This is a genomic window from Enterocloster sp. HCN-30185, assembly GCF_037890305.1.
Taxonomy (GTDB): Bacteria; Bacillota; Clostridia; order Lachnospirales; family Lachnospiraceae; genus Enterocloster.
The window spans coordinates 226,456-239,245 of the sequence record NZ_JBBKBT010000003.1; the positions used below are offsets into that span (position 1 = coordinate 226,456).

The 12,790-nt window shown below is 45.3% G+C and carries 11 protein-coding genes; 2 read left to right on the forward strand and 9 right to left on the reverse strand.

Translation table 11 applies throughout. The features are described from left to right. Window positions 1-24 precede the first annotated feature (24 nt). The 9 genes from WKT10_RS05075 to WKT10_RS05115 all read right to left on the reverse strand — a co-directional run bounded on the left by WKT10_RS05075 (window position 25) and on the right by WKT10_RS05115 (window position 10,225). A complete protein-coding gene (locus WKT10_RS05075) occupies window positions 25-2,292 on the reverse strand; it encodes a S8 family peptidase (RefSeq protein ID WP_340275894.1) in 2,268 nt (755 codons plus the stop codon). A 3-nt stretch (window positions 2,293-2,295) separates the two neighbouring features. Then, window positions 2,296-3,333, reverse strand: a complete 1,038-nt coding sequence (locus tag WKT10_RS05080) for an AAA family ATPase (RefSeq protein ID WP_340275896.1) — start codon at window positions 3,331-3,333, stop codon at window positions 2,296-2,298. A 151-nt stretch (window positions 3,334-3,484) separates the two neighbouring features. After that, window positions 3,485-4,429, reverse strand: a complete 945-nt coding sequence (locus tag WKT10_RS05085; protein WP_340275898.1) for an ROK family glucokinase — start codon at window positions 4,427-4,429, stop codon at window positions 3,485-3,487. A 36-nt stretch (window positions 4,430-4,465) separates the two neighbouring features. After that, window positions 4,466-5,755, reverse strand: coding sequence for a DUF5711 family protein (locus WKT10_RS05090; RefSeq protein WP_340275900.1), 1,290 nt, complete (start codon window positions 5,753-5,755; stop codon window positions 4,466-4,468). Window positions 5,756-5,824: 69 nt separating this feature from the next. Next, the gene (locus WKT10_RS05095) at window positions 5,825-6,964 is read right to left on the reverse strand and encodes a LysM peptidoglycan-binding domain-containing protein (RefSeq protein WP_337434448.1); all 1,140 of its coding nucleotides are present in this window, start codon (window positions 6,962-6,964) and stop codon (window positions 5,825-5,827) included. Between the two features lie 176 nt (window positions 6,965-7,140). Next, entirely contained in the window at window positions 7,141-7,740 is a 600-nt protein-coding gene (gene yyaC, locus WKT10_RS05100) for a spore protease YyaC (RefSeq protein WP_417045869.1), read from the reverse strand. Window positions 7,741-7,830: 90 nt separating this feature from the next. Continuing rightward, a complete protein-coding gene (locus WKT10_RS05105) occupies window positions 7,831-8,751 on the reverse strand; it encodes a sugar phosphate nucleotidyltransferase (protein ID WP_317438076.1) in 921 nt (306 codons plus the stop codon). 80 nt (window positions 8,752-8,831) lie between these two features. Continuing rightward, entirely contained in the window at window positions 8,832-10,085 is a 1,254-nt protein-coding gene (locus WKT10_RS05110; protein ID WP_340275903.1) for a M20 family metallopeptidase, read from the reverse strand. Next, window positions 10,082-10,225 (reverse strand): hypothetical protein, encoded by a 144-nt coding sequence (locus WKT10_RS05115; protein WP_340275905.1) that lies wholly within the window; start codon window positions 10,223-10,225, stop codon window positions 10,082-10,084. The genes WKT10_RS05110 and WKT10_RS05115 overlap by 4 nt, the downstream gene beginning before the upstream one ends. A gap of 150 nt (window positions 10,226-10,375) precedes the next feature. Between WKT10_RS05115 and WKT10_RS05120 the strand changes: the two genes are divergently transcribed. Further along, the gene (locus tag WKT10_RS05120; RefSeq protein ID WP_066550588.1) at window positions 10,376-11,239 is read left to right on the forward strand and encodes a YitT family protein; all 864 of its coding nucleotides are present in this window, start codon (window positions 10,376-10,378) and stop codon (window positions 11,237-11,239) included. A 121-nt stretch (window positions 11,240-11,360) separates the two neighbouring features. Continuing rightward, entirely contained in the window at window positions 11,361-12,743 is a 1,383-nt protein-coding gene (gene rpoN, locus WKT10_RS05125) for an RNA polymerase factor sigma-54 (protein ID WP_066550598.1), read from the forward strand. The last annotated feature ends 47 nt before the right edge of the window (window positions 12,744-12,790 follow it).

Here is a 12,790-nt window from a genome sequence, read left to right on the forward strand (position 1 = left end):
GTTAATACCGACAGCCCCCTTGTTTTAATTAAATATAATCTCTTCCTCTGCCTTTTCATAAATATCTATCTGATTTTCAATATCCAGCTTATTAACCAGCCAGCCACGCGCCATACACATCTTGATAAAATCATCAATACGATTTACGCCATTCATTTCCTTTAATGTTACAACAACTCCAAATGGAAGGGGTTCTTTTCTTTTCTTCAGGCGTTCCTTCGTATTGATCTTAAGTCCCCAGAGGCCAGACTCATATGCCTTTCTCGGTATTCTTTTTTCTTTAATCTCTTCACTAATGTGTTTGATATTATCCCATTTTCGATACATTTTTCTTGCATCTTCTTCATAAAGAGTAATCAGTTTATCTTCCGACTGCTGATTGTTATCAATCGGCCTTATTTTCACTTTTCCTTTTTCAATAACAACCCTGCCAAAATGTATATCCATTTCTGTACTTGTGTAATCAACCCCCTGATTACGATCACATTGCGGAAAATATACCAAAGTTGCCCTTGCATAGAATGGATGTGCATGATCTACGACAGGTACCGGCAGATTATATGTATATGTCTCATATTCCTCTGACGCTCCGGTCATAATAAAACGTATCTCATCATTCTGTGATTTTATAATATCGTCAATATGTTTTGGAACAACTCCATAGCCAATACTATGTGAAATATCATCTCTCCTGTTCCATCCGGCGGCAGAATCAATCAATAATGCTTTTGCAACTTCTCTGCTTAATCCCATAACGTGGATCAGATATGCCAGTTTTCTCGAAATCCATGGTGCTGCAAATGAAGTTCCACTTACATAGGCTGCTCCCATATCATCACGGCATACAACCATTTTGTCCATATAACCGGGGCCATCACCGCCATAATAGCTGATATCCGGCTTATGAAAAAAGGATAATACAGGGCCAACTCTTGTATAGGATGCCGACTTCCCTCTGAAATCTACAGCGTTGACTACCAGAGAATTAAGCGAATCTGCCGGTGAACCAATTTTCATATTCTTTTTTGTTTCACCATCCGGAACATTTGTCCCTGCAACTACAAAAATAACATCATATTCACTCTGTATACGGTCGAGTTCTGCAGCTTCCGGAGAAATAAAGTTGGGCTTGATTTCAAGTTTAGAACCCAATGATAAATTCCAGACCTTAATATCTCTATTTGAAGCAACAATATTTCTTATCATTTTTAATACGGTAAAGGAACTGAATCCTCTATGTGTAGCAACACCAAAATGACGTACCCGAAATCTCCCGCATCCATCGTCAAGCGCCGGATTTCCACTCGGTCCATCAACAATAATATAGCTCACTTCAGTTCCATGCTCATAATCCCTGGCAGTCAGTGGAATATTGGGATCCAGCAGATTTGTATATTCCACCCATTCATGAAAATACACATTCTCATTAAACTGTGTATCAATAACACCTATTACAGGTTCATTTGCAGGATGGGGAATTAGGCTTTCCCCATAATAAGTTTCTTCATGATCGTCTAATATCTCATCTCTCGTAAGCTGCGAAAAATCAGTAACACTCATAGCAATCAGATAGGATGCATTGTTATATAACAGCTTTGCTTCATCCGGGTTAAGCATCAATGTGGTTCCATCAATAATACGCTCATCGACAATATAAATTCCGAACTTTGACAACAATTTCTTTGTTTCAATTCCGGTCTGATAAATCGTTATAATAGACTCTTCTGTTATCTCTTCTTCCGCACGATCAATATCAAAGCTTTCAACATAAAACCCATCTATTACTGCTTTTAAAAAGCTGGTTTTGGAAATTTCATTGAAACTACACGCTGAGGCCTCAGCCGCCTGTTCCGTTCCTTCACTGTTAATAACCCCATTAAAATACGTTTCAATAACAGAGCTTGTCCTGTTCAAAACCTCGATTGCTTTTTCGATCGCTTTAAGAGAAACATAATGGGTGAATACGTGTTTCTGGATCTCGTTTCCATTCTCATCCGGTTCCCAGATAAACTTAACTCCTTTGATTGATTCCGCAGGAGATTTACTGTTCTCAGACAGTAAGATCTTCAATCTATTACTCTTTGCAACAATATGTTTATAATGTACACTGACTAAAGCACCATTGATATCCCTGTTAGTTTCCCAGTAATTCAGAATTCTTTTCAACTGCTCAGATAATTCTCTAAGATGCAGCGCCGAAACATATTTACCTTTCGGAAGCTTCAGTGCACCCTGTCTGAAATTATTAGGCCTTTGTTCGAATCTCCCTTTTAATTGCAAAATGTTATTCATCTATTATATCTCCCTCAGATCTCTTGCAATACTGCTTTTTGATCTTCCAACCAATATCTCGATCTCTCTGACAGTAAATTTCTGATTCTGAAGCTTTTTTAAATCTTCCGGTTTTTCATTGCAGACTGCATAATAAAGTCTTCTGAAATAATCCATACCATCATGTGGATTACTGAATGCAACAGATGTCTTAATGAGATTTCTCAATTCACCAGGATATGGTATCTGAGGCATCAATTTCATTATTTTACGAAACAGGCGTATATCCCTGTTTGCCAGCTTTAACTTATCAAGATAACGGTCTAACATCTTTTCTGCAATCGAAAGAAGATCTTCCTGTGAATATCTGTCAAAATCAATTACGGAATCAAATCGTCTGATCAGTGCTTTATCAAAATATTGATAAAGATTGGTGGTCGCCACTAAAACAATATCTTCATTCATCCGCTCAAATTCCTTCAGCATAGCTGATGTTGCCCGCCCCATTTCCCGCAGATCATTCTGATTCGTTCGATCCAAAGCCAGAGCATCAATTTCATCAAATAAAACAATTACCCTATTAGGCTGGACAAAGCTGTTTATCTCTTTAAAAAGCATAGACAAATTTTTTTGCGTCTGCCCCAATTTACTGTCAATCACTGCTGAAAAATCCACCATAAAAATTTCTCTGTTCAATATTCGCGCAAGCTGTTTAACAGCTTCCGTCTTCCCTGTTCCGGGAGCCCCCTGGAACAAAAACTTATTAATTCCAATATGATGTTCAATTGCATTTACTACCCCTAACAAATCACCGGTAATTTCCTCAGGAAGCAGCAGCATATCTTCCTTTTTTTCAATTTTTTCAAAGAAAGAAGACACATTCTCTGATACCTGTGGAACAAAGGTATTTACATTAGACAGCAGTGACATAATATACTCTGAAAGCTGATAATCCCCAGAAGCGTCAAACTCCCTGGCGATTTCATAAGCTTCATTGCGAAAGCCCGCATCATTCTTTTCCACATAATATTTAATCAGGCTTATTATATTTTTTTTCTTCATGATACGTACTCCCATCCTCGTTATATATCCTTGTTATATCATTTTGGGACAATTTTGTCAATATTGGGACAGTTTTATCAAAACAAAAAAAATGACACCTACATCTATTCATGTAAATGCCATTTATCTTTCCCTCTTAAATTTCCCCTCACTACAAAATCAGTCTTGCTGCCCCATAGATTCCTGCGTCATTTCCCAGAGTTGCCAGACCCAGCCTGGCTTTATTTTTGGAAATCGTCATAAAATGATCATAGTCCTTCTGAACCATATCAATAAGGAACTGGCCTGCTTTTGATACGCCGCCGCCGATCACGAAAATATCAGGATCTGCGATCAGAGCAGCCTGGGACAGCGCCAGACCCAGATAATGGCTTACCACAGCCATAACCTCCAATGCCAGTTCGTCTCCCTCCTTGGCCGCATCCAGCACGTTTTTCGCACTTACATTGTCACCGTACTGGCGGAGAACGGAAGCCGTCTCGCTGGCAGCCATCTTTCTTCTGGCTTCTCTTGCAATGCCCGTAGCGGAGCAGATCTGCTCCAGACATCCCTGACCGCCGCAGTTACAGTATTCCTTTTCCTCGTCCCTTACATGGATATGTCCGATCTCTCCGGCCAGACCGTGACGTCCGGCCACGATCTTCTGATCCAGGATCACTCCTCCGCCTACTCCGGTACCAAGAGTAATCATCACAAGGTTATCATAGCCTTTTCCGCCTCCCTGCCACATCTCGCCAAGGGCAGCTACATTGGCATCATTTCCGCTCTTTACAGGAATGCCATCCAGCAGGGCACTGAGCTCCTTCTGGGGATTTACATTTTTCCATCCCAGATTTACGCAGACCTCTACGCTTCCGTCCGGCATCACCGGCCCCGGCACTCCCAGTCCGGCTCCTGCAATATCCGTTTTCAGATCCAGCCCCATGGCTGATACCTTTTCACGGATGGAAGCAGCGACATCCGGAAGAATATATTTTCCATTTTCTTCCTTTCTTGTTTTTACCTCCCACTTATCCAGCAATTCTCCGGTTGTCTCAAAGATTCCCACCTTTACGCTGGTTCCTCCTACGTCTACACCGATGCATTTCATCCCCATAGTATCTTCTTCCTTTCTGTCTGATTTTTGCAGCTGTTACCGCAGCCTGATCTCCTGCATCTTCTGAGGCCCCATGACTAAAAGAGTACCCGGCATATTTCCGGCCGAAACCTTGGATACAGGAAAATCAAAACTTCCTTTAAATTTCTCTGTTCCCGCCATATTATAAACCAGGCAGGAGTTGTCATTATAAAGCAGAACTAGATCCTCATCTATATCAAAACCCGAATACTGGAACGAGAACGCAGTCTCAAACACCTGACTGCCGTCTGCCCGGTACACATGAAGCCGATAAGGCTCTGAACCCTCAGAATTATCTGTGACCACAGCCGCATACTGATCGGTATAACTGATACTGCGGATATTTTCGTCTAACAGGATCTGAGCCGTGGATTCCGGAGACGTTTCAATACGGGTCGAAAAAAACTGCAGTCCCTTGTCCGTAAAAATCACCGCATGGCTGTCATCCATAAACCGCACCCGGCCTGCCATGGCGTCTGAAAGATCCTGGGGCATAAATACGCCGACTACACGCTTGGGATCATTTTTTCCCAGACCAAAGTTGTAAAATACAACCTTATTTTTAATCATGCCATCTTCTAAATACATAAAAGAGGTGATCCACTGGGTTCCTCCGGGAGACAGGCTTACATCAACTGGATAACCGTCGCCGGACAGAAGCGATTTCACATAGATATCAAGAGGATTTCCGTCCTTTTTATAAAGGTAAATGTAGCTGGCTTTAGAATCCTCCTCCACAGCCGCAGTAACGCCCTTTGCTGAAACAGAAAGCTCTAAAACCGGCAGAGAAGTTGTCGCCTGACCCTGAATTCCATTTTTATCACAGATATAAATGGAATTTCCCTGACGGTCTCCAATGGCGGCAAAATCACCGTTGACCGTAATCATGGGATGTTTCATCTCATAGCTTAAAATCCATACGGCCTTTCCCCTGGAATCCAGATAGGAGGCTCCATCCTTGGTATACTTGATCACACCGTCGGCAAAATCTGCAAATCCGGAAAAATTCCCTTCTCCGGCAGCAGCTTCGCCCGGCTCTCCCTGATTAAAATCCGTCTCCCAGACAAGCTCATAGTCTGCAAATGACATATATCGGTCATAATATATAAATCCGCCCACAGTGGCCAAAATCAGAATCCCGATCACTGCTCCAATGCGGACCCGGCGTTTTACGCTTTTCTGATGGGCTTTCTTTATCAGCTCTTCGCTGTCCTCATCCTCCGGCGAAGAAACGGAGGGAGAAACCATCTGGCTTCTCAGCTGCTTTTTTTTATTTTCACGGCTCATTGAACGGTTGCTGCCCATTTTGTACTCCTGAATGTTTGATATACCTGTTAAGTATACAACATTTTCGGAGGTTGCGCACTAATATTTTCACGGCATAAGAAGCTTCTGGCCTGCATAGATGCTGTTCTGATCCCTCAGTTCGTTGATCCGGCAGATCTCGTCCAGCTTATTTACATTTTGGTAAACCTTAAAACAGATGCCATAAAGTGTTTCGCCCTCCCCAACGGTATAAACCTTATAAGCAGGAGCATCAGCTTCCTCCGTTTCCATGAGTGCTGTTTCCTCCGGGACATTCTCCGGAGCTTCACTGGAAATGACTGCAGTTTCAGTCTCCGCAGCTTCTCTCATCGTTTCAGGAGTCACAAAAGAAGGCTTTTCCCCCACCGTAACCTTAGGGAATTTTTCCTCTATAGGCCAGACCCCTGCTTTTGCTTCCTTGATCCTTCCCTCCGGGAGCACCGATGCAATCACACTTTCCATTTCATGCATCTTTTTATAGTTATTAAACATCGCTACACCGCCTGCCAAAACAGTTACAGCCAAAGCTGTGCACACAGCCGAAAGCGTACCCACCGTACTCTGGCGGCGGATTGCTTCTCCTCTGTGCTCTTCCATTTTTTGGCGAAAATCCTGGATAGCGCGGTCATTTACCCCTGTTTCCACTCTGGAAATATCCTTTCGGGAAATCATATAATCCTGCATCATCTGATTGCGCTCATAGTAAATACTATAGCCCCTGAGTTTATAAAATCCGTCTGAGGACGTAATATAGACCGCTTCCTCACCCTCCAGGCCGCTGTTTAAATACATCAGCTGATTTTTTCCTGTAAAATAATGGCTGTGTTCCTGCCAGTAGTTTAATGGATTTAAACTGCAACCCGGATTCCCGCATAAAAACCACCCCTGTACCGTTCGTTTGGGAAACCGGTTTTCCACTTCCTGATAGGCCTTTTGCCATGCATCCTCTGTAAAGACTGCCTTCTCCCCATCCTTTGCAACCGTTTCCATTTCCAAAGCCCCGTCTACAAATACATACGGCACATCCTCATGGATCTCCCTGTTTCCCAGAAGAAGCCCCACCCGCAGATCCGCCCCTTTTGCGGGCCTTAACTGCTTTAAATATGTATTGACATAATCCTCTACATACAGCTTTAAAACCTGGTCACGTTCTCCGATCTGCCGTATATTTTTCGGCAGCTTCGGGAACAGTTCATATAATTCTCCCATCTGCTCACCCCTTTATACCGATGCGAAACCTATAAAGCACGTTTCGCCTCTGATCAGCGGCCGTCAAATGTCTGCACACGCAGGCGTGACAGCCATTTTCCTCGTCGCCACAACAAAAAACATACCTGAAAAATCCAGGTATGTCTCAGTATAACAGGTATTTTGCGCAAAGTTTGTCATATTATGGCTGCATTTTCCCAAAATCGTTCGACAAGGGAAATACTTTCGCAGATGCAGTCCGCCATTTTCATCACCATGGACAGCCGGACACTTTGAAGCATCACAGGATCACGGCTGCCTGCGCCCCCTACGATCCCGGTGATCGAGATATCTCCTACTGCCTCTAACTCCTTTGATACCCCAAGCCCCGGCTGCAGCGCTCCCCGCCCCAAAGTAGCATAGCCCACATGATCCGGGCTGCCTACCGAAGCGTCAATCGCTACCACCACATACCGGGAATAATGGGCCTGGATATATCGGATATAAAGCTCCAGATTCATGGCATGTACCGGCTTATCCAGAGTTCCGATCACAGCGGCTCCCTTTAAACGCTGCCTTCTCAGCTTGTGTCCAACCAAAGGCCCCAGGCTGTCCCCTGTAGAGCGGTCTGTGCCGATACAGAGGAACATGACGCCTTCTTTTCCTTTTTCTTCCATTTCGTCCATGATCATACGGTTCAGGTTCACGGCAAAACGTTCTGCCTCAAACTCTCCCGCTGTATCATAGTATGATATATCTTCCCGGCTGGAAATACCGAATGTTTTCCACAATTTCATGTCTGTACTGTCTCCTTATCCACGGAGGCTGAACTATTTTCACCGTTTTTTATAGTATAGACCCTGAAAATGGGAAATATGCATGGCTTTTTAACCGAACAGCTTTTCTTTGTACACGCCGTCCCGGATCAGTCCCCGGATCGCGTCTACCACCGCCTGCTTATCCTCCTGATAGGTCACACCGAACCATTTATCCGGTGTATCCAGTACGCGGACTTTCGCCTTCCCCTCCTGTACCAGATCGTCAATAATCTTCGGGAGCAGGTATTCTGCCTTAATATCCTCAGGCTTTAAGCCGTCTAAAAACTTCGGGAACCCATGTTCCAGCTCCTCTAAGAAACGCACTGGAAGACCCCACATATTCATGGAAACCGGCTGGTCTGCCTGTACAGATACAGGATTTCCCGCCTCATCTGCTGCTGCCAGTCCGTCCCCGCTTCTGCGGATGTCATAGGTTTCCGTTACGTTTTTAAGGAATCCGTTTTCCACATGACACACGCCTCTGGTAACGCTTCCGTTGTCGCTTAAGGTATTTTCAAGCACAAATCCGCCCATGCAGATATCATAAACATCTGCATCATCCTTCATCTCATTTACCATGTAATCGTGGATCCGCTTAAAGCCCTCTTTTCCATAGTAATCGTCTGCATTGATCACCAGGAACGGACAGTCAATCAGCCCCTTTATCATCAGAACAGCCTGACCGGTTCCCCAGGGTTTTTTGCGGCCCTCAGGCACAAAATAGCCCTCTGGAAGAGCGTCCAGCTCCTGATAGGCATAAATAACCGGGATCTGCTTGGCAATGCGGTCTCCGATAATCTCCTTAAAATCCTTTTCCAGATCTTTACGGATAATAAATACGACTTTGTTAAATCCGGCCTCAATGGCGTCATGGATAGAATAATCCATAATAATCTCTCCATTTGGCCCAACAGGAGCCAGCTGCTTGATGCCGCCCCCAAACCGGCTGCCTATTCCGGCCGCCATAATTACTAATGCTGTTTCCTTCATAATCTTGTTTCCTCCTTTTAAGGTGCCACTATTATACTACAAAATTCTTATTGATGGAAATGGTATTTCCCCCGATACTTCTACATGGATTTTCTCCACAAAATATTCCCAGCCAGTTCTGTAAGCACCCCCTGGACCCGTTTCACATCTTCATAAGGTACGGATTCATTAGGCTTATGAGCCAGCTCCAGGCTGCCGGGGCCATATGACATACAGTTATGATTTCCCAGCATCCCTGCTACTACCGCAGTATCTGTGTAGCCGTTAAAGGTTCCTACCGCCGCTTCCTCTCCCACAACGGCCTTTACAGCCTCTTTTAAACGGGACAACAGCGGTGAATCCGGGTCCTTTTCTACATAGGGTCTGTCTCCTGTAAGCACATAGCTTCCCTTAACTCCTGCGATTTCCTTCTCTGCCTTTTTTATCGCCCCTTCAACCATCGCGCAGGCAGCCGCCGTATCCACTGGGGGCGCCAGACGCATATCAATCCATACTTTACAGCTGTCCGGCACTACATAAGGCCTGTAGCCTCCCTGGATCTGGCCAAAGGTAACGGTAGAAATCCCCAGATCATGGTGGGGCGGACAGGCTGCAATCTCCTTTCGTATGCTGCTGATCACCTCCGCCATGGCTGCAATGGCGTCTGCTCCCTTCCATGGATTGCTGGCGTGGGCGGTGATGCCCGTAACGGTCAGTTCAAACCAGGTGCGGCCCTTGTGAGCCACCTGAATCTGTCCGTCTGTAGGCTCTGTATCCAAAACCCAGTCCTCCTTCGTGATCCAGCCGGAACGGATGGCATGCTCCACTCCCCGCATAAAATCCTCTTCATCCACGGTACAGATTATGGAAAATGACCGGTTAGGAAGCTCTCCCCTTTTTCCGGTCTCCCGTACCTGAGCCTCAAAGGCAGCAAGGGCACAGGCTAACCCCGACTTCATATCACAGGCTCCTCTTCCATACAGGCGCACCACCGTTTTTCCCTGCTCCTCTGTTTCCCGGACCACCGCTCCCAGAGGCGGCGTCGTTTCATCCCAGCCATCTCCCAGCATAACCGTATCCATGTGGCAGATATAGATCAGTCCCGATCCATTCGTCTTTCCCGGTATCCGCGCCATCACATTAAACCGGCCCGGAAGTACCTCCTCCCGTGCGATTTGGATCTGGTCTGCCAGAGAACCGCCACACCGTTCACAGCACCGGCTTAAATACTCATAAAGCCGTTCCCCGATCTCGCCTTCATAAGCGCCCGGATCTGAGCTGTCTATGGACACCAGCTTTTTTGCCAGCTCCCAGGCCCGCTCCTCCCAGTCCGCATCATTTTCAAATACCTTCATATCCTGCCTCCTCCCATTCTTGTTCCAATACTGCTATTATAGGCTTCCTTTTCCGGTAATACAAGACCGCTGGCAGATTCTTCCTTTACTACAAACCATCCTTCCAGAACAGTGAACATACCGTCTGCAAATGTCCACATACCGCGGACATTCATCACAGCCTTTTCGTTGTACCTATTTTAGTAAAAAAGGTGGTTGCGCTTGTAGTAAAACACGCTTATTATATGGTTGAATCAAAATGCATATTTTGAATGAACAAGAGTATTAAAAAGGAGGTTTATTCTTTCATCATGAAAGAAATCAAAAATCCATTCTGGCGCACAGCCGCTGAATATGGAACTATCACAATCAGTATCTGGATCATGGTTATAGGAATCTATTTTTTCAAATTCCCAAACCACTTTGCCTTTGGCGGGATCACCGGCTTTTCCACCGTTATCAGTGAGATGACCCAATGGTCGGCCAGTGATTTTACATTCATTACAAATATGTCCCTTCTGGTTCTTGGCTTTATCTTTCTTGGAAGAAGCTTTGGACTGAAAACCGTTTATGCCACCGTTGTTATGTCCGTCAGTCTTTCCCTCCTGGAGCGTATCTGCCCATTGACAAAGCCTCTGACCTCAGAGCCGCTTCTGGAACTGATGTTTGCAATTTTCCTGCCTGCCATCGGAACCGCTATTTTATTCAATATCGGAGCATCCAGCGGCGGTACGGATATCATTGCCATGATCATGAAAAAGCACACCAGCATGAATATAGGCACCGTACTGATGCTGGTAGATGTGGCATCCGTTCTGACTTCCTTTTTCATCTTTGATGCGGAAACAGGACTGTTCTCCACCATCGGCCTTGCAGCTAAATCCCTTGTGATCGATGATGTGATCGAAAATATCAATCTCTGCAAATGTTTTAATATCATCTGCGACAATCCCGATCCCATCTGTGATTACATCATCCATACCTTAAACCGCAGCGCCACAGTCTACCACGCGGAGGGAGCATTTTCCCACAATGACAAGACCGTGATCATGACTACCATGAAACGCAGTCAGGCCTTAAAGCTGCGCAACTATATAAGAAAAATTGAACCCACTGCCTTTATGCTCATCTCCAATTCCAGCGAGATCGTAGGAAAAGGCTTTCTGGCAAGCTGATCTGGAATTTCCAGCGCCTCCTTTATCTTTATGTTAAGCGGGGCGCTCTTTTTGCATTCAAAAACAGAACGATCTGTGATATACTTAAACCAATCATATCTTACGAAAGAAGGTGCTTCCCATGGATCTGAAGCTTCAGACCCGACAGACTCAGACCCTATCCCAACGCATGATACAATCTGCTGAGATCCTGCAGATGACTGCCCAGGAATTAAACACATATATCAATGAGACGGCACTGGAAAATCCCGTGATGGAAATATCTGATTCTTCTTCCGGAGGGCCGGATCGGGAATCCATTGAACAGCAGCAGTGGCTTAATTCCTTTAATGAAGAAAACTATTACCTCTACCAGCGGCAGAACAACGATGATGACTACGATTTTAAGGATTCCTGGAACATTGATACGGATGACGGCGAGACGCTGGAAGACTATCTCTGGTCCCAGCTGATCTCAGAGGAGCTTTCTGCCGATGATACACAGATTATTCACTACATGCTGGAATCGTTAGATGACAGAGGCTATCTCACCGAATCTCCCGGAGATATTGCGGCAGATCTTAAAACAGACGAAGCACATATCCTTAAGCTTCTTGCGCAGCTCCAGAAACTGGACCCTGCAGGAGTTTTTGCCCGAAATCTGGAAGAGTGTTTAAATCTTCAGCTGGAACGCCGCGGCCTCCTTACACCTGTGATGAAAACATTAACCTGTCAGTGCCTGGAAATGATTGCCAAAAATCAGATACCAGCCATTGCCAGAAAGCTTCGTCTGTCCCCTGCGGAAGCCGCAGACTGCTGCCAGATCATCCGCTCCCTGAATCCCAAACCCGGAATGTCCTTTTCCAGCCGGGAACAGCTCCGCTATATTATTCCGGATGTAACCATTGTCAAATTTAAAGACCATTTTGATATCCTCTTAAATGAAGCCATGTATCCGGCCATTGAAATCAGCAGCTATTACCGCAAAATGAGCCAGGAACCTGAGTCTGAGGAGGTAAAAGAATATCTGGGAAATAAGCTTCGTCAGGCAGAATGGATCCGCCAGTGCATCGCACAGAGAAGCCTCACCTTGATGGATGTGTCCAAGGCTATTCTGGAGCATCAGGAAGCATTTTTCTCAAAGGGTTCCAATCACCTTGTCCCGCTGCGCATGACTGATATCGCAGACCGGCTGGGGATACATGAGTCTACGGTCAGCAGAGCCGTCAGCCATAAATATCTCCAGTGCTCCTGGGGTGTATATCCCCTGAGCTTTTTCTTTTCGCGCTCCGTTTCCCGCAGTGAAAATGGTTTAAACTCCGCCTCTCATGGCATCAATGCCGCAGCCATCAAACTGGCTCTCAGGAAAATCATAGCCGGAGAAGACCCCAAAAAGCCCTACAGCGACCGCCTTCTAAGCGAAAAACTGGCTTCCCAGGGTATCACCATCTCCAGGAGAACCGTTGCAAAATACAGGGAAGAGGAAGGAATTTTAGACGCCAGCGGGCGAAAAGAGTACATTTAACGATTTTTTTTAAATATTTTACCAAAAGACTTGACAGCTTACAAAAA